The organism is Capnocytophaga endodontalis (genome assembly GCF_002209445.1).
GTDB lineage: Bacteria > Bacteroidota > Bacteroidia > Flavobacteriales > Flavobacteriaceae > Capnocytophaga > Capnocytophaga periodontitidis.
Genome location: NZ_CP022022.1, coordinates 2,542,935 through 2,561,665, shown reverse-complemented (window position 1 = coordinate 2,561,665; position 18,731 = coordinate 2,542,935). Strand labels below are relative to the sequence as shown.

Annotated in this window: 14 protein-coding genes; all 14 read left to right on the top strand. The window is 37.3% G+C overall.

Going from position 1 to position 18,731, the window contains the following annotated elements:
• The first annotated feature begins 21 nt into the window (after positions 1 to 21).
• The 14 genes from carB to CBG49_RS11510 all read left to right on the top strand — a co-directional run bounded on the left by carB (position 22) and on the right by CBG49_RS11510 (position 18,699).
• A complete protein-coding gene (gene carB / locus CBG49_RS11575) occupies positions 22 to 2,874 on the top strand; it encodes a carbamoyl-phosphate synthase large subunit (protein ID WP_088594594.1) in 2,853 nt (950 codons plus the stop codon).
• Positions 2,875 to 2,947: 73 nt separating this feature from the next.
• Complete coding sequence (locus CBG49_RS11570) at positions 2,948 to 4,597, top strand: toll/interleukin-1 receptor domain-containing protein (RefSeq protein ID WP_088594593.1); 1,650 nt, start codon at positions 2,948 to 2,950, stop codon at positions 4,595 to 4,597.
• Between the two features lie 5 nt (positions 4,598 to 4,602).
• Positions 4,603 to 5,118 carry a hypothetical protein gene (locus CBG49_RS11565; RefSeq protein ID WP_088594592.1) on the top strand — a complete coding sequence of 172 codons (516 nt, stop codon included), beginning with the start codon at positions 4,603 to 4,605 and terminating at the stop codon, positions 5,116 to 5,118.
• 255 nt (positions 5,119 to 5,373) lie between these two features.
• Positions 5,374 to 6,078 (top strand): slipin family protein, encoded by a 705-nt coding sequence (locus CBG49_RS11560; protein WP_088594591.1) that lies wholly within the window; start codon positions 5,374 to 5,376, stop codon positions 6,076 to 6,078.
• Between the two features lie 70 nt (positions 6,079 to 6,148).
• Entirely contained in the window at positions 6,149 to 8,647 is a 2,499-nt protein-coding gene (porW, locus tag CBG49_RS11555; RefSeq protein WP_088594590.1) for a type IX secretion system periplasmic lipoprotein PorW/SprE, read from the top strand.
• 334 nt (positions 8,648 to 8,981) lie between these two features.
• Positions 8,982 to 9,908 carry a tyrosine-type recombinase/integrase gene (locus tag CBG49_RS11550; RefSeq protein ID WP_088594589.1) on the top strand — a complete coding sequence of 309 codons (927 nt, stop codon included), beginning with the start codon at positions 8,982 to 8,984 and terminating at the stop codon, positions 9,906 to 9,908.
• A 30-nt stretch (positions 9,909 to 9,938) separates the two neighbouring features.
• Positions 9,939 to 10,229: a ribosome hibernation-promoting factor, HPF/YfiA family gene (hpf, locus tag CBG49_RS11545; RefSeq protein ID WP_002682031.1), complete on the top strand. Its 291-nt coding sequence runs from the start codon at positions 9,939 to 9,941 to the stop codon at positions 10,227 to 10,229.
• A 110-nt stretch (positions 10,230 to 10,339) separates the two neighbouring features.
• Positions 10,340 to 11,539: an OmpA family protein gene (locus CBG49_RS11540; protein ID WP_088594588.1), complete on the top strand. Its 1,200-nt coding sequence runs from the start codon at positions 10,340 to 10,342 to the stop codon at positions 11,537 to 11,539.
• 163 nt (positions 11,540 to 11,702) lie between these two features.
• Positions 11,703 to 14,153 (top strand): ATP-binding response regulator, encoded by a 2,451-nt coding sequence (locus CBG49_RS11535; protein WP_088594587.1) that lies wholly within the window; start codon positions 11,703 to 11,705, stop codon positions 14,151 to 14,153.
• A 3-nt stretch (positions 14,154 to 14,156) separates the two neighbouring features.
• Entirely contained in the window at positions 14,157 to 15,026 is an 870-nt protein-coding gene (locus tag CBG49_RS11530) for a nucleoside phosphorylase (RefSeq protein WP_088594586.1), read from the top strand.
• A 63-nt stretch (positions 15,027 to 15,089) separates the two neighbouring features.
• The gene (locus CBG49_RS11525; RefSeq protein ID WP_088594585.1) at positions 15,090 to 15,959 is read left to right on the top strand and encodes a hypothetical protein; all 870 of its coding nucleotides are present in this window, start codon (positions 15,090 to 15,092) and stop codon (positions 15,957 to 15,959) included.
• Positions 15,960 to 15,961: 2 nt separating this feature from the next.
• Complete coding sequence (locus CBG49_RS11520) at positions 15,962 to 16,327, top strand: Na(+)-translocating NADH-quinone reductase subunit F (protein ID WP_088594584.1); 366 nt, start codon at positions 15,962 to 15,964, stop codon at positions 16,325 to 16,327.
• 65 nt (positions 16,328 to 16,392) lie between these two features.
• The gene (locus CBG49_RS11515; protein ID WP_088594583.1) at positions 16,393 to 17,394 is read left to right on the top strand and encodes a PLP-dependent cysteine synthase family protein; all 1,002 of its coding nucleotides are present in this window, start codon (positions 16,393 to 16,395) and stop codon (positions 17,392 to 17,394) included.
• 42 nt (positions 17,395 to 17,436) lie between these two features.
• Entirely contained in the window at positions 17,437 to 18,699 is a 1,263-nt protein-coding gene (locus CBG49_RS11510) for an aminotransferase class I/II-fold pyridoxal phosphate-dependent enzyme (RefSeq protein WP_009411789.1), read from the top strand.
• Positions 18,700 to 18,731: the final 32 nt, after the last annotated feature.

Sequence of the window (18,731 nt, the reverse complement as noted above, 5' to 3'; positions counted from 1 at the left end):
ACACAGCAATATCTATATAAAATGCCAAGAAGAAACGACCTACATTGTGTTCTGCTCATAGGATCAGGACCTATTATCATCGGACAAGCCTGCGAGTTCGACTACTCAGGCTCGCAATCATTGCGCTCTTTGCGCGAAGATGGTATCAAAACCATACTTATTAACTCTAACCCTGCTACTATTATGACAGACCCCTCTATGGCGGATGTGGTCTATCTGAAACCTCTCACCACTAAATCATTAGTGGAAATTCTAAAAGCACACCCCGAAATAGATGCTGTACTCCCTACTATGGGCGGACAAACAGCGCTTAACCTCTGTATTGAGGCTGACGAAAAAGGCATCTGGAAAGACTTTGGGGTAGAAATCATAGGGGTAGATATTGATGCCATACAAATCACTGAAGACCGCGAAAAGTTCCGCGTGTTGCTCGATGAAATTGGTATCCCTATGGCACCGTCTGAAACGGCTACTTCTTTCCTTAAAGGAAAAGAAATCGCGCAACGCTTTGGTTTTCCACTTGTAATACGTCCGTCCTTTACTTTGGGCGGTACAGGGGCATCTATCGTCTATAAAAAAGAAGATTTTGATATGCTCCTTAATCGCGGTTTGGAAGCCTCGCCTATCCACGAGGTGCTTATTGATAAGGCGCTTTTAGGCTGGAAGGAATACGAACTTGAGCTTTTGCGCGACAAAAACGACAATGTGGCCATTATCTGTACCATCGAAAATATGGATCCTATGGGTATCCACACAGGGGATTCTATTACGGTAGCCCCTGCGATGACTCTATCTGACCGCACTTTCCAACGTATGCGCGATATGGCTATTAAGATGATGCGCAGTATAGGCGATTTTGCCGGCGGTTGCAATGTGCAGTTTGCGGTATCGCCTGATGAAAAAGAAGATATTATCGCTATTGAAATTAACCCACGTGTATCGCGTTCTTCAGCTTTAGCTTCTAAGGCTACGGGCTATCCTATTGCTAAGATTGCCACTAAACTCGCTATTGGCTACCATTTAGACGAACTGCAAAACCAAATCACCAAATCTACCTCTGCTTTCTTTGAGCCTACGTTAGATTATGTGATTGTGAAAATACCGCGTTGGAACTTTGACAAGTTTGAAGGCTCTGACCGCACTATTGGCTTGCAAATGAAGTCGGTAGGTGAGGTAATGGGTATAGGGCGTTCTTTTCAAGAGGCATTGCAGAAAGCAACCCAATCGCTCGAAATCAAGCGCAATGGTTTAGGAGCTGATGGCAAAGGCTATAAAAATTACGAACAGATTATCGAGAAACTTACTTACCCTAGCTGGGATAGAGTATTCGTGCTCTACGATGCGGTACAGATGGGTATTCCACTGAGCCGTATCCACGAAATCACCAAGATAGATATGTGGTTCCTCAAACAATACGAAGAGTTATGTGCGCTCGAAAAAGAAATATCGCACTACAAAATAGACACTATACCTAAAGAACTCCTTTTTGAAGCTAAACAAAAAGGTTTTGCTGACCGACAAATTGCTTATATGGTGGGCTGTTGGGAGAGCGAAGTACACAAGAAACGCGAAGAGCTCAACATACGTCGTGTGTTTAAATTAGTAGATACTTGTGCTGCCGAGTTTAAGGCGCAAACCCCTTACTACTACTCTACTTTCGAGGCACCTATCCGCACGGCTGACGGCAAGGAATACGTAGCTAACGACAGTATAGTAACTGACCGCAAAAAGGTGGTAGTTCTCGGTTCAGGACCTAATCGCATAGGGCAAGGTATTGAGTTCGACTACTGCTGTGTGCACGGGGTATTAGCTGCTGAAGAGTGTGGTTATGAAACCATAATGATTAACTGCAACCCTGAGACCGTTTCCACCGACTTTGATACGGCTAACAAACTCTATTTTGAGCCCGTGTTCTGGGAATATATCTATGATATCATTCAACACGAAAAGCCAGAAGGTGTAATTGTACAGCTTGGCGGACAAACAGCTTTGAAGTTGGCAGAGAAATTAGATAAATATGGTATCAAAATTATAGGTACTAGCTTCCAGTCGCTCGACTTGGCAGAAGATAGAGGTAGTTTTTCAACTCTACTGAAAGAGAATAATATTCCTTATCCACGCTTTGGAGTAGCCGAAACCGCAGATGAGGCGCTCAAACTCTCTGATGAATTGGATTTTCCACTATTGGTACGTCCTTCGTATGTATTAGGAGGGCAAGGAATGAAGATTGTGATCAACAAAGAAGAGTTGGAAGCCCACGTGGTAGACCTCTTGCGCAAGATACCTAATAACAAACTTCTACTCGACCACTATCTCGATGGCGCCATAGAAGCAGAAGCCGATGCGATATGCGATGGCGAGAATGTGTATATCATTGGTATTATGGAGCATATAGAGCCTTGTGGTATCCACTCAGGCGATAGTAATGCTACCTTGCCACCGTTCAACTTGGGTGAGTTTGTGTTGCAACAAATAAAAGACCACACTCATAAAATAGCCTTGGCACTCAATACGGTAGGGCTTATCAATGTACAGTTTGCCGTAAAAGACGATGTAGTGTATATCATTGAGGCGAACCCACGTGCTTCGCGTACAGTGCCGTTTATCTCTAAAGCCTACCAAGAGCCGTATGTGAACTATGCTACCAAGGTAATGCTTGGTGAGAAGAAACTCACTGACTTCCATTTCAATCCGCACTTAGAGGGCTTTGCTATCAAGCAACCCGTATTCTCGTTCAACAAATTTCCGAACGTAGATAAGAAGCTAGGACCTGAAATGAAATCTACCGGCGAAAGCATTTTGTTTATAGATAGCCTTAAAGATGATGCTTTCTACGAGATTTATACGAGGAGGAAGATGTATCTTTCAAAATAAAGAACTAAAAGGGCAGGCAAGAGCTTGCCTTTTTGGTTTTTAGTTGTATATTTGCAGAAAAAAATAGACAGATATGAAAACAGAAAGAGAATTAGCAGAACTTATATTTGACAAGTTTAGAGAGCAAAAATGTGAAACAGGTCAGATTATCCCTCTGAAAAGTATAGAATATGATAAGTTTATAATGAATCTCAATCCTATAGAAAAAGATTTATTCTATAAGGTTCTTAATGGATTACAATATACAAGATATTATGATTATGAGAAAGATTTAGGGGGGATATTACGATTAACAGAAAAAGGATATCAATACATTTATGATGATGAAAAAATATCATTAATGCAAAATATACCTTGGATTATTCCTGAAAAAGAGGAAACTAATTGGGATAGAGCTTACCATAAATTGTGGAAAGCAATAGGGGAAGAAGGAAAAGCTATATTTTATATTTCAGGTCCTAAATTCTATAGTTTTATATTAGATTTATATGATAATATACCTCCTTCATATAATCAATATATGGAAGATAGGAAAGAAAAAGCTCCTTTCTCCACAAGTAGGGTTGATTATTATAAAGATTTGATAAATCTCTTGGATGACGATACTCGTTATCAATTGTATATAAACATTCAGATTTTTATAGAAGATAGGATACTAGATAAAAATGACCAAGATACAAATATTAATATTTCATCGAATACCTCTCCTTTTTTAGATGATTTAGTTGGGAATACTCCTCCTAAAAAAACAGAAGAAAAGGCTTTTAAAGAGATAAGTAATGAAAAGTCATCTTCTAACAACGAAGATGCACCTAAAGTTTTCATTTCATATTCTTGGGATAGTGAAGCTCATAAAAATTGGGTTTTGAATTTAGCTACAAAATTACGAGAGAATGGGATTGATGCAATCTTAGATCAATGGGAATTAGAATTAGGGAAACCTATTCCTAATTTTATGGGAAAATCAATAGAAATTTCTGATAGAGTTATTTGTATAATGACCCCAAATTATAAAACTAAATCTAATGCGGAAGATCCTAAGGGGGGCGTAGCATATGAATCTTCTATAATGGCTGCAGAAACAATTAAAAATATTATTACAACTAAGTTTATACCTTTATTAAGAGAAGGGAATGATAATAATGCTATACCATATTTTTTGATTGGTAGAACCTATATTGATATGAGGGATAATAATAGTTTTGAAGATAGGTTAGAAGAATTATTAAGAGGTATTTATAAAGAGCCTAAAAGTAAAAAACCTCTCCTTGGTAAAAAACCAGAATATGTGGAAAATAAAAATAAGGAGAGAAATATTGAAATTGAGCTTAGTGTTTTAAAAGAAGATATTTCATTAAATAGCATACTCTCTGGGCGTTTTTATGATATTCATATAAATATATCTAATATAAGAGAAAGAGGAAGTATTGAGAAATTACAGTGTTTTGTAAGTATGGATAATAAGCTAAGACAATGTATACACTATTCCACTCAAATTCAAAAAATTAATAATAATATTATTCAAGTATATTTTGAAAATAGTAATATTATTAATGGAATAGTAATAAGTTATAATCCTATATTACCTTCTGTAAAGAGAGATATAGGAATATTAAAAGTAAAAAAGAGTTTTTTTGATCAACATTTATTAATTAACTTTCAAGTCTTAACAGAATTTGGCTCAGAAGAATTTTCTTTTTTTGCTGATGAAATATTATATTAATAGTTATGTTTCATAGTCGTAAAAAAGCTACTTTTAGTTTATTTTGTCTACTCCTCCCTTGTCTCGCATTCGCACAATATCCTAAAGCAATGGATTTTAGCAAACTCTATCAGGGTAAAATAGATAGTGTCGCAGTTATACATCGTACGGGCTGGACAAAAGAAACTTCGTGGCCTGGTGCTCCTGAAGAAGAACGTATTACTGAGAAAAGAAAGAGGCTTCCTCTATCCAAAGGAAAGCGATTGCTTAAAATATTGCAAGATAAAACAGTTTATAAAGAAGAATATCCTTGGGTGATTGATGTCGTAAGTAGTTTCCTTTTCTATGCAAATGGCAATGAAGTGCTTACCTTGCATTTTTCAACAGCAACCAAGCAGCTGACAATCTACAAAGAGGAAGAACTTATTTTTGCAGGAACGAGTAAAGGGAAACTTACTAAAAAACTCATTAGTTATCTGTATCCTAACCTTTCTGCTAAAGAACTGTATATGAATTTCTTTATCCTATGGGAGGAAATTTAGAAACAACAAACCGCCACTTATTTATATAAACCGTCTTCCCCTCATAAAATAAGGTATTGCGGAACAACTAAAGGGGAATGACTCCATTTAATTCATTATTATTGGGAAGAAAGACAAGACAGAGCTGCGGCTCACTCTAAACAAAGTTTGCAAAACCGAGGATACCGTCTGTTGCTTTCTAAGAGACTTAATTGGTTTTCCCTCTGTTTAGAGGTCTTCTCTTTCTTATTTTATTAACTTGTTAATCGTATTTATATGTTTTACAAAGAATTAGAGGTAGCTCCTAACTCTGTGGGACTCCTATTCAAAAAGAATGTTTTTCAGCAAGAACTATCTGCGGGTATTTATAAATTTAGTCCGTGGGAGAAAGTGCATATCATATCACTATCGCAAAAATTAAGAAGTGTAAGGGTGGTAAATCAGGAGGTACTGACCGCTGATAATATCGCATTGCGTTTTTCTTTTTATTTAGCTTACAAACTCGATAATACTAAGCTATTTGTAGATAATTTTGGGATAGAGACCGATAATTTTGCGGTTGCTGAACAGCAAATAGTAGCGGCTGCACAGGTGTTACTACGTCAGAAAATTGCAGCTTTTGATAGTGAAAAACTAAATGAATGCCGCAATGACATCACTGACTTTAAAGAGGAAGAATTCTGTAACGAAGTAGCTACTTTTGGGCTTAAAATAATAAAAGCACAGCTGATAGATATTACTTTCCCTAAAAGTGTACAAGACCTCTTCTCGCGAGTATTAGAAAGCAAAATACGTGCTACCTCCGAACTCGAAAATGCACGCACAGCAGTAGCTACTGCCAGAGCCCTTAAGAACGCTTCAGAACTAATGAAAGGCGATGAGAATATTAAGTTTTTCCAATATTTAGAGACTATCACTAAGATAGCCGACAAAGGGAAGCATACTTTTGTAATAGGCGAAGTGCCTACTACAAAAATATAAATTAGTGTTAAAGATTTCATACTTTACAAAAAAAGTAGTATCTTCGCCCATTCTTACAGCACTAAATATAATGAAAAAAATCTTATTATATAGCACCTTTGTAGGGGTTTTTATAGGGCTTGTAATAGCTTGTACCCCTAATGCTAACACCTACTACAACCGCCAAATGCAACCTATTGTTACTAAGTACAATGTGCTTTTCAATGGTGAAGAGGCGTATGCTAAAGGGCTTAACGAACTACGCGAAAAATACCAAGATAACTTTAGTGAAGTCTTGCCAGTAGAACCCATTGGGCTCAGTGGTAAGGTACAGTTAGATGGTATGGGAAATCCTAATTTCGAGCGTGCTGAAGATAAAGCAATCAAAACTATCCAGCGTCACTCTATGGTCTTCAAAGGAGTGCAACGCAACTATAAGATAGACGATGCTTATATGCTTTTGGGAAAAGCGCGTTATTACGACGAGCGTTTCTTCCCTGCTTTAGAGGCTTTCAATCACCTGCTTACCAATTATGGTATGAGTGAACGTATCCCCGAAGCTGCTGTATGGGCACAAAAAACCAATCTTCGTCTCGGTAAAGACAAAATAGCGATTGAAAAACTTACCGAGTTTCTAAAAGAAAATCCTAAATTGCGTCGCAATGATAGGGCAGAGGCTTATGCTACTTTAGGACAAGCTTATATCAATCAAGAACAATACCCCCAAGCTGCCGATGCTCTCTATAATGCAGGTAAATACACACGAAATAAAGCATTGCGCGGTCGCTACTATTTCATCGCTGCACAACTCTATGAAAAACAGCATCAAAAAGATTCAGCTGAGGTAGCTTTTGAGAAAGTTGTAAAACAGAATTGGAAAATTCCGCGTAAATTATGGGTAGAAGCTCAAGCGGGTAAAGCGCGTAACAAAACTTTCACTCCCGAAGAAAAAACAGAGTTTTTAGCCTATTTGCGTAAACTCGAAAATCGTTATGAACACAAAAACTACCTCGATGTACTTTACTATACCCACGCCGAATTGTTAAAAAACGACCAGAAAAAAGTCGCTACCGATTACTACCGTCAGTCTTTGCATAATAATAAAGACAATAATCTGCTAAAAGCAAAAGCTCATACACGTCTTTCCGAACTGTTTTTTGACCAAAAAGACTATATAGGTGCTTATCAACATTTGGATAGCACCCTTACTTATACCCCCGAAAACACTTTTGAACACTTATATGTACGCCGAAAAAGAGATAATTTAGCTAAAATAGCCGAATTAGAGTACATTGTAAGAAAGAACGACAGTGTGCTAAAAGTAGTCCGTATGCCCGAAACCGAACGTCGTGCTTATTACCAAAAGCATATCGACTCTATGCAACAAATAGCAGCATTGCGCACTCAAAAAGAGCAAACAAGCAAAGTGAAAAATACGGGTATGGGATTTTCTACTCCTGATGTTGCTCCAGAAAAAGGAGGTAAATTCTATTTTTATAACCCTATGAGTGTGGCGTATGGCAAACAGCAATTTGAACAGTATTGGGGCGATAGAAAGTTAGAAGACAATTGGCGCTGGTCATCAGTGGGGAGTGGGGTAGTAGCCAATGTTACAGCCACAACAACTGCAACAAAAACTGTAGAAAAGCAAGTCGAAACCCCTGATAGCTATCTGGCTAAACTCCCTAAAACAGAAACTGAAATCAACCAATTGACGACCAATCGCAACGAGGCACTCTACCAATTAGGTGTCCTCTATCGTGCTAAATTCAACGAAAATGAATTGGCTATTCAGCGTTTGGAGCGTGTGCTTGCTAGTAACCCTACCCCCGAAATTGAAGCTGCTGCCCTCTACGAATTGCAAAAGAACTATACTGATACTCACAATTCTAAAGCTGAAGCTACAAAAAGTCGTCTGTTAGCGAATTATCCTAATACCGATTATGCAAAACTTTTGCAAGGAGGAGAAACTACCCAGCACGAACGCAATAAAATTGCTCAAGTATTTGTTGATAGTCTCACAGCTCAGTATAATAGAGGTGAATTTGTAGAAACCGCTCGCCGATTGCAAGAAGAAGGATTGCAGTATCGTGAAACGGCAGCAGCTCCTGCAATAGCTCTTTTGCAGGCTAAAACTACAGCTCGCTTAGAAGGATTAGCTCCTTATCAGGCTCAGTTGCAACAAATAGCAACTAACTATCCAGCTACTGCCGAAAGTGAAGAAGCAAAAAACTTGTTAGAAGAACTGAAAGATGTCGCTAATGAGGAATATGTCCCCGATGATAAAGCTACGTTATGGAAGGTAGTGATTACAGGTACAACCCCCGAAATGCGCGAAAAATTAAGAGAAACTCTTATCGAAAAACTCAAATCTATATCCGAAGTGCTCACTCTCTCCACCGATGTCTACAAAGCTGATGAAACTTGGTGGGTGATACATAAAATACGCGATGCTTATTCAGCACAGAGCATAGTAAATGAGCTCAAAAGTTTCTTAGAAAAGCACAAATTATCAGCCTATCCAGTAGCTACTGAAAACTATCGCTTAATACAAATCCGTAAGGAAAAAGAAAAACTTTTAAATAAATAAGAAAATACTCGTTAGAAAAAATTAATTGATATTTTAGTTAAATTTATTTTGTGATTCAAAATATTATTTGTACATTTGCTCACGAAAACGAACATCTTCACTGAAATTAAGTAAATAGAGAAAGGAGGAGGATTCTGCGAGATTGAGGATGGAAAAAAGCAATATAACTATCTCATTTATAAGGTTAAATAAAATATTTAACTTTAAATCTGAAAATTTAACACTTATTTAACATTTAGTTTCAAGAATAATTAGTTATTTTGCTATATGATAAAAAGAGTATCACTCTGTTTTTAGATTATATCTTTTTATTTAATCAACAAAAAATGAAGCTATGTCAATCAATGCCTTTATCATTTATCTTTCAATAGAAATGAAATATTCTATTCATACGGTGGAAGCTTATAAGCACGATTTAAGAGCTTTTGAGAAATTCATCAAAAGTGAATATGAAGATAAGGAAGAGGAATGCCCTTTAGAAAGAGCAGATCAAGAGGATATCAAAAAATGGATTATCCAATTATCCCAACAGGAAATGTCCTTTAGAAGTATCAACCGGAAATTGTCCGCCTTGAAAACCTATTACACCTTTCTAAAAAAAACAAAACAAATAGAAGTGAGCCCGTTTGAAAAGGGAATTTTCTTGTTAAAAACAGAAAAGAGACAAAAATTACCCTTTTCTGAAGCCGAAATAGAAAAAGTACTATCTTATTTCTCAAGCAAAAGCTCTTTCGATGAAGTCAGAGATAGAGCCGTAATCGAAATGTTGTACGCCACAGGTGTACGACGCTCCGAGTTGGCAAATCTCCGCTTATCCGATGTCGATTTAGCTCAAAAACAACTCAAAGTATCAGGTAAGGGCGATAAAGAACGATATATTCCCATCATACCAGAATTAGAAGAAACGCTTAAAGAATACTTAAAATTAAGAGAGGAAATAGCAAATGAAAAAAGTCAAAACTATTTATTTTTAGTTAAAAATGGTAAAAAACTGTATTCTACCCTTGTGTATCGAATTATAAATTCATACTTTAGCGCTGTTACACCTAAGAAAGACGTAAGTCCTCACGTATTGCGCCACTCTTTCGCAAGTCATTTGTTGGATAATGGTGCCGATTTGAACACTGTTAAGGAATTACTGGGGCATTCCAGTTTGGCTTCTACACAAGTATACACCAATACAAGTTTAGCAGAACTTAAAAAACAGTACAAAAAAGCCCATCCAAGAGCCGAACGCAGAGAAGAGGATGATAATAAATAGAATTGTTAAACCTTAAAATTTCTAAACATTATGAAAGTACACGTACACCCAGTAGACTTTACTGTCGACCACAAATTAGTAGAGTTCATCCAAAAAAAATTGGATAAGTTAGACAATTTCTACGACCGTATCATTGAAGCGGACGTACATTTGAAGTTAGATAATACCACCACTAAAGAAAATAAAATAGTGGAAGTAAAAGTGCATATACCTGGTGAAAGCCTCGTCGTAAAAAAACAATTTAAAACTTTCGAAGAAGGAATCGATAGCGCTATCACTCCATTGGAAAGAATGCTTTTAAAACACAAAGATAAACATTAATTAAAGTGTTAATGTTTTGTTAATATTCTTCTTTTTTAAAGAGTAAGTAAAATTTAAATCATACCTTTGCCCCAGTTTTTATTGTATAATTTTATTTACTTATTAAAAGAATGAAAAAAAATATTCTCGCTTTAGCTTCATTAGCCTTTTTAGGTGTTCAAGCTCAACAAGTAGACTATAACCGATGGTCTGTAGATGTAAACGGAGGTGTGAACAAAGCTACTACACCTTTTACTGCTGGTTATGGCACAAGTACTCCAAACTTTTGGAGCGCTAATGTAGGGGTTCGCTATATGGCAAACAACAAATTTGGTATTCGCTTGGCTGGTGGTTACGACGTATTCAAAAACGATGATGATAGCCCTGCTTTCGAATCTAATATTTGGAATGTAAACTTACAAGGAGTAGCTAACTTAGCTCGCGTGTTGAGTTTTGAAGAATGGACAAGCGATTTAGGATTGCTATTGCACGCTGGTTTAGGATATTCTCAACTAAAAAGTGATGCAATCTCTAAACCCGATAAAATCGCCTTCCTTACAGTAGGGCTTACTCCTCAATTGAGAATCTCTAACCGCATCGCTTTCTTGTTAGATGGTTCTATGTACATTAATACTAAACAGCAACTTACTTATGATACCAAATCAGCTAATGGTCAAAAAGGATTCCAAGGAAATCACTTTACTCTCACTGCTGGTTTGAATATCGCTATAGGTAAACAAGGTAAACACGCCGATTGGGCAGGGGCTGATGTACGTGAACAAGAAGAGGATGTTACCCAACGTATCGCTGCTTTAGAAAGCAACGTTGCCGATTTGAAAGGCGAAGTAGCTAACAAACAAAACAAAATGAATGATGCTAATGGCAACCGTATTCCCGATGAGATTGAAAGTTACCTAAACGACAACTATCAAGCTAAGGCTGCTAATGCAGCAACTGGCGATAACGATGTTGCCTCTGGTGATGTAGCCGCCGATCTTATCAGAAAAGGATATATCAGCGCTTACTTCGATTTCAATTCATCAGAACCTCAAGTATCTTCTTCTTGGTCTATTGATTTCGTAGGTAAGTATATGAAAGAAAATCCTAATGCTCACATCACCGTAAATGGTTACGCCGATGAATTAGGTGGTACTAACTACAACGCTACCCTTTCTCAAAAACGCGCCGATGCTGTGAAAAACTTGCTTGTAAAAGCAGGTATCGATGCTAATCGCATCACAGCCCAAGGTAAAGGAGTGGATAACAGCGTTGATAAAAACTCTCCTAGAGCTCGTCAATTAGCACGAAAAGCTACTTTTCAATTGAAGTAAAAAACTTCTTCTAAGATCTTATGATAAAAACTGTTCTAAAAGGTTAAAGATGACCTTTTAGAACAGTTTTTTATAAGGAATAACATTAAAATTTGTTTATTCCAAAATAAAAACGTACTTTTGTGCGTTAGTTTATATCTGTTCACAACACTAAATACTCAAGATGAAAACAAATAAAATAACTATCAAAGTTATAGCGAGTTATGTACTACTTTTCTTGGTATCGGTAGTAGCGGGCTATGTAATCTTCAAAGAAATACAAAAGCTATCCCATCAAGAAAAGATAAATCAAGAAGATAGAAATAAAATTATACAAATCAGCAAAATCCTCTCTTTAGTAAACGATACCGAAAGTGCAGGACGTATCGCTATGCGTACTGACGATAGAGAAGCCTTGCAACTCTTTTTAGAAAAAAACGTCTATTTGCAAACCGAAATACTTAAGTTTCGCCGTGATATTAGCTCCGAAAAACAAGTCTTCACACTTGATACAATTCGCTCTTTGCTCAACCTAAAAAGTGAAAATATACAAGAGTTAAAAGCCTTTCAAGAAACCGATAGTACTTCTATTATCATACGTAGCGCTATACGAAAACTCTCAAGCTTAGAACCATACTTAGGCTATGAACTTTATAGTAAAGAAACTTATAGAAGAAGAACAACTCCTGAAAAAGCTCCTCCCGATATCGCTTCTATCCTAAAAAAGTATAAAAATATAAAAATTCCTACTACCTTTAAAAATACTAAGTTTGATAAGGTCGTATTAGAAACACTTTCTCTCCTAAACAAGATAAATGAGGATACTGAAGAATCTAAAAGTCAGATAAATGAAAAAATGCAAAAACTCTGGCAAAATGATGTCCAGATTTCGCGAAAATTAGATGACTTACTACATAATTTTGAAGAAGAAGTATTAGCTAATTCTCAAAGATTAAGCTTGGAACGCAAACAAATTTTTGAAAATAGCAAAAATCTACTGATGATTGCCTTCTTAGTAGCTTTAGGTATTATTGTGATTTCATCTATTGTGATTATCAACGATTTTGTCACCTCACAGCGCTATCGTCGTCGTTTGGAAGCTGCCAATAGGAAATCTAACAATCTACTCAAGAACCGTGAACAGCTTATCTCTATGGTGAGCCACGACTTGCGTACGCCATTGAGCTCCATTGTAGGCTATTCCGAACTGCTTAGCAAACAAGATATATCAGAAAAAGGTAAAAATTACCTTTCTCATATCAAGTATTCTTCTGAGTATATTTCTAAATTAGTAGACGAACTTTTAGATTACACCCGTATTGAGGCTGGTAAAATTACAATCGAAAAAGTACCTTTTAATACTACCGAAATTATCGATGAGGTTGCCAATAATGTCAAATCGGCTTACAAAACAAAAGAAATCAACCTCTCTCTCAGTTTCTCCGAAACGGTGAACAATCTCAATTTTTCAAGTGATGCTTATCGTATCAAACAGATATTGTACAACCTTATTTCTAACGCCTTTAAATTTACAGAACGCGGAACGGTGCACATACAGGCCGATGCACGTCAGCTCAATGGTGATGAATATGAAATAGGTATTGCCGTTACCGATACAGGTATCGGTATAAAAAAAGAACAACAACAACACATTTTTGATGAGTTTACCCAAGCAAACGACGAAATTTCTAAACGTTATGGCGGTTCAGGTCTCGGTTTGCACATCTCTCAAAAATTAGCACATCTATTGCGCGGTAAAATTTATTTGGAAAGCTATGAGAATAAAGGTAGTACTTTCACTTTGCGCTTCTTGGCTGAGAAAGTAGTAGAACGTACCAAAGCACCTCAAATCATTACCAATGATAAAACCCCTGATTTAATTACCATTATAGTAATAGATGACGACCTCTCTATCCTTTCACTCATAGAAGAATTGCTAAAACAAAAACACATCAATACCATTACTTTCAACAATGGTAAAGAAGCGTTTGAACAAATGGAAGATTTTAATTTCGATTTGGTAATAACTGATATTCAGCTTCCTGAAATGAATGGTTTCCATTTTGTAACCCTCTTCAACGAACAATACAAAAACAATCCGTTGCCTGTATTAGCAATTACAGGACGACGTGATGTGCCTGAAAGTTTCTATATGAAGAGTGGCTTCTCTGGCATTTTGCCAAAACCATTCACCCCCGAACAGTTCTACCAAAAACTGAAAATCTTCTTCCCTAAACTCGATACCGAAGTAGAACATAAACCTATTATGGTGAGTAACAACATAGTAGGAGGCTATACCCCTGAAATATTAGAAAGCTTTATGGGGGACGACCGCGAAGGCATCATAGGTATTTACGAACATTTCTTAAAAGAAAGCAGCGAAAATATACAAACACTTAAACTCCTTGCCGATCGCGAAGACTATAAAGGTATTAAGGCAATCGCTCATAAAATGACTACAATGTTTGCACAAATCAACGCCAAACGCGAGTCCGAAATACTAATCATTCTCAACAAAGTGCTGGAAGAAGTGCCTACTGAATTGCACGGACAAATCCATACTTTAGAACAACTATTTGAAAACGAATGTCGCCCAGCGATAGAACAATATCTTAAAAAATTAATAGAACTATAAATTATGATTCAAGAATCTGAACTTATTTTAAACCCCGATGGTAGTATTTACCATATCAATTTGCGACCTGAACAAGTCGCCGATACTGTTATTTTGGTAGGCGACCCTAATCGTGTACCTCGTGTGAGCGCTTATTTTGACAATATAGAATTTAGCACCCAAAAACGTGAATTCTGTACCCATACAGGTACTTATAAAGGTAAACGCCTTACTGTAATTTCCACTGGTATAGGTCCTGATAATATCGACATTGTGATCAACGAGCTCGATGCCCTTGCCAACATCGATTTGCATACGCGCCAGCCCAAAGAACAGCTCACCTCGCTCAATATAGTGCGTTTCGGTACCTCGGGCTCTCTACAAGCCGATATACCCGTAGATAGTTTTGTACTCTCTTCTCACGGATTGGGTATGGACAATATGTTCCATTCATATAAAGATAGTCCTAAGGTACGTGAACTCGCTATGGAAGAGGCTTTTATCGCTCATACAGGTTGGAATCCTCTCAAAGGTCGCCCTTATATCATCGCTTGCGGACAAGAACTCAAAAAACGCCTCCTCACAGATAGAGTATTTGAAGGTATTACAGGTACTGCTCCAGGCTTCTACGGTCCTCAAGGACGCGTATTGCGCCTGCCAGTGCAAGACCCTGACCTCAACGACAAGCTCCATAGCTTCAATCACAATGGTCATCGTATGACGAACCTCGAAATGGAAACCTCTGCCATCTATGGGCTTTCTAAACTTTTAGGACACCAAGCTGTTTCGCTCAATGCTATCATTGCCAATCGCCCTACAGGTACTTTCACTAAGGATACTAAAAAAGTAGTAGAAGACCTCATCGTATATGGTTTAGAACAATTGGCAAAATAGTTATTACTACACTTTAACAAAATTGATTAAATTGATAATCAATAATTTATTAGTTGTAAACTTATGAAAGCACTTTATTTTTTAGCTATGTTATGGCTATTCAATTGTCATAATACTACTTCCATTGATAGAGATGATACTTCAGTAGAAAAAGATACAGTAGTTGTATGTACTGAGGAAGATTTATCAGTGAGAAATGATGCTTCTGAAGATAGCGAATTTGTAAGTCGTTATGATTGGCATCTCCCTGATGAAAATAAGAATTTAATCTTTTTGCCAGATAAAAAAGAAGCTTTTTTGTTAGGAGATTCAATTCCTATTTATAACCATAAAGGTTTTCTAAAAGAAAAACGTACTGATCTTGATACAAAGTGGGTAGCAATAGTGGGAGTTTCGGATACCCTATACAATTTCACAAAAGATCATTGTACAGCCTTTCATTATATAAAAATAGTGTTGAATAATACTGATTCTCTCATTGTAGATGGAAGAAATGTATTTAGAACAACTGATAAACTGATTGATAAAACCTTTGACAACGGTGAACGCATACAATTTTTTAGAACTGCCTATTATGGTACACCTGTATCAGATGATGATGGATTAACTTTTTGCGGTGAACCTTATCAACCTGCCATATTAATTACAAATACAGGTTTTAAGGGATTAGTACCAATAGGGGAAAATAATTCACTTGGTATTAATAGAAAAATGTTTCAATTTTTTCAACTATGTGACAATGATGGTTTTTTAGATGAGGTGATGAATGCAGTGAGGACTTCAAAAGGCATAGTTCTTAAAATTTATAGAGAATTTCAAGAAGGGTATACTAACTATGAGGTACTATTAGAGAAAACAACAGAAGGGTATAAGGCTACCCGTTTAAATTATCCTAAAATAAAACTTGATCAACCTTATATAAAGAAAAAGTGAATATGGCGCCCCTTACAGGTCAAGAACTCCACAATTTAGCGATGAACATTGTAGGTGAAGCCTTACAAAAGGAACTACAATGGGAATTTCTATTAGTGAATAGTGAACTCAAGCGCGACCCTCAATTTGTATGTGTAGATAAAAACAACCAAAAATACTTTATCATTGTGCGGGCAGTACCCTATGGCGACGACCCTACCAAGTATGATATCGTATTTATGAAAGTGGTGCGCGAACACGCCGAAAAACATAACGCTCGCACTTTCTATGCAGGTGTAGGGCTTAGCAATGTAACAGATGAAACCCTCCCTCTATATAAAGATGAACCTTATAAACTCAACTTTCAAGGGCTTATCGAAATTTGCTAATTGACAAATTTGCTAATTGACAAATTATTCGTACTTTTGCCACTCAAAAATAAAGAAAATAACCAATGAAAATAAATGAATCATTGAACGTACATAGCAGCTTACTACAACTCATTGGCAATACACCTCTATTGGAATTGCACAAAATTACCAAAGGTCTCAAAGGGCGTTATTTTGCTAAACTTGAGGCTTTTAATGCAGGTCATTCCGCTAAAGACAGAGTAGCCAAGTATATCGTTGAAGATGCCGAACGCAAAGGACTTCTTAAACCAGGATATACCATTGTAGAAACCAGTTCGGGTAATACAGGCTACAGTTTAGCGATGATAAGTGCCCTAAGAGGCTACCGCTGTATCATCGCTATTAGTGATAAATCGTCTCACGACAAGGTAGAAATGCTCCAAGCCTTAGGAGCAGAGGTGCATTTATGCCCTGCAAATGTCGCTCCTGATGACCCTCGTTCTTACTACGAAGTGGCAAAACGTATCCACAACGAAATCCCCGATTCAATTTACATCAATCAGTATTTCAATCCACTAAACCCAGAATCTCATTACCAGACAGGACGTGAGATATGGGAACAAACACAAGGCGAGATTACTCACGTGGTGGTATGTAGTGGAACAGGCGGTACCATTTCAGGTATTGCTCACTACCTAAAAGAGCAAAACCCAAGAGTGCAAGTACTGGGGGTAGATGCCTATGGTTCGGCTATCAAAAAATATCACGAAACCCGAGAGTTTGACCCTGCTGAAGTATATCCATACAAAATAGAAGGAATAGGTAAAAACTTGATTCCTACTGCTACTGATTTTGATGTTATTGATGAGTTCATCAAAGTAACCGATAAAGATGCGGCACTCACCGCTCGTGAATTGGCACGTACTGAAGGACTTTTTATGGGCTACACTAGTGGGGCTGCAATACAAGCGGTAAAACAATATGCTGAGGCAGGTAAATTCGACGAAAATAGTATTGTAGTAGTCCTCTTCGCCGACCACGGTTCGCGCTATATGAACAAAATCTACAGCGATGATTGGATGAAAAAGCAAGGATTTATCGATTAATAATTGACAATTATCAATTAACAAAATTAATAGAAAAGAAGAATGAAAGATTTATTTGAGCATATTTATGCAAATAAAGGAAGTATAGGGCGCTGGTCTGACCACGCCGAGGGGTATTATGTATTCCCTAAATTGGAAGGCGAATTAGGCCCTCATATGAAATTTCAAGGAAAAGAAATCCTCAACTGGAGTATCAACGACTATTTAGGACTTGCAAACCACCCTGAAGTCCGCAAAGTAGATGCCGAAGCAGCTGCCGAGTATGGTGCAGCTTACCCTATGGGGGCTCGTATGATGAGCGGGCATACTACTATGCACGAAGAACTCGAAAAACGTTTAGCCAAATTTGTACACAAAGAAGCATCTTATTTGCTCAACTTCGGTTACCAAGGAATGGTGTCTATTATCGATGCTTTGGTTACCAAAAACGATGTGATTGTATACGATGTTGATGCACACGCTTGTATCATCGATGGGGTACGCTTGCACTTTGGTAAACGCTATACCTATCAACACAACGATATGGAGAGCTTTGAGAAAAACTTAGAGCGTGCTGCCAAATTAGCTGAAACTACAGGAGGCGGTATCTTGGTGATTTCAGAAGGTGTTTTCGGGATGCGTGGCGAACAAGGCAAACTTAAAGAAATAGTAGCCCTTAAAAAGAAATATCCTTTCCGCCTTTTGGTAGACGATGCGCACGGTTTTGGTACCTTAGGCCCTCGTGGAGAAGGAACTGGTGTTCATCAAGGCGTACAAGATGAAATTGATGTTTATTTCTCTACTTTTGCCAAATCAATGGCAGGTATTGGGGCTTTCGTAGCTGGAAATGCCAAAGTAGTAGATTATCTTAAATACAATCTTCGCTCTCAAATGTTTGCTAAATCACTTCCGATGATTTATGTAAAAGGTGCTTTGAAACGTTTGGAAATGATGGAAACAATGCCAGAACTACAACAAAAGTTATGGGATAATGTAAATCGTTTGCAAAACGGACTTAAAGAGCGTGGATTCAATATCGGTAATACCAATACTTGCGTAACGCCTGTATTCTTGCACGGTAGTATTCCTGAAGCAATGGCCATGGTAAACGACCTACGCGAGCACTATGGTATCTTCTTGTCAATAGTAGTTTATCCTGTGATTCCAAAAGGAATGATACTCTTGCGCATTATTCCTACCGCTTCACATAGTAAAGAAGATATCGACCGCACTTTGGAAGCATTCTCAGCGATTCGTGAGAAACTCGAAACAGGCGTATACCGCGCTATGAATGCTGAACTTACTAAAGAAATGGGAGATATGTAATTAATTATTAATTGAAAAAAAATACTTTGCCA

Coding starts and splice junctions, on each gene's coding strand:
- CBG49_RS11520 (WP_088594584.1), top strand. CDS start 15,962: ATGGCGCCCCTTACAGGTCAAGAACTCCACAATTTAGCGATGAACATT.
- carB (WP_088594594.1), top strand. CDS start 22: ATGCCAAGAAGAAACGACCTACATTGTGTTCTGCTCATAGGATCAGGA.
- CBG49_RS11540 (WP_088594588.1), top strand. CDS start 10,340: ATGAAAAAAAATATTCTCGCTTTAGCTTCATTAGCCTTTTTAGGTGTT.
- CBG49_RS11570 (WP_088594593.1), top strand. CDS start 2,948: ATGAAAACAGAAAGAGAATTAGCAGAACTTATATTTGACAAGTTTAGA.
- CBG49_RS11560 (WP_088594591.1), top strand. CDS start 5,374: ATGTTTTACAAAGAATTAGAGGTAGCTCCTAACTCTGTGGGACTCCTA.
- CBG49_RS11550 (WP_088594589.1), top strand. CDS start 8,982: ATGTCAATCAATGCCTTTATCATTTATCTTTCAATAGAAATGAAATAT.
- CBG49_RS11530 (WP_088594586.1), top strand. CDS start 14,157: ATGATTCAAGAATCTGAACTTATTTTAAACCCCGATGGTAGTATTTAC.
- hpf (WP_002682031.1), top strand. CDS start 9,939: ATGAAAGTACACGTACACCCAGTAGACTTTACTGTCGACCACAAATTA.
- CBG49_RS11565 (WP_088594592.1), top strand. CDS start 4,603: ATGTTTCATAGTCGTAAAAAAGCTACTTTTAGTTTATTTTGTCTACTC.
- CBG49_RS11515 (WP_088594583.1), top strand. CDS start 16,393: ATGAAAATAAATGAATCATTGAACGTACATAGCAGCTTACTACAACTC.
- CBG49_RS11525 (WP_088594585.1), top strand. CDS start 15,090: ATGAAAGCACTTTATTTTTTAGCTATGTTATGGCTATTCAATTGTCAT.
- porW (WP_088594590.1), top strand. CDS start 6,149: ATGAAAAAAATCTTATTATATAGCACCTTTGTAGGGGTTTTTATAGGG.
- CBG49_RS11535 (WP_088594587.1), top strand. CDS start 11,703: ATGAAAACAAATAAAATAACTATCAAAGTTATAGCGAGTTATGTACTA.
- CBG49_RS11510 (WP_009411789.1), top strand. CDS start 17,437: ATGAAAGATTTATTTGAGCATATTTATGCAAATAAAGGAAGTATAGGG.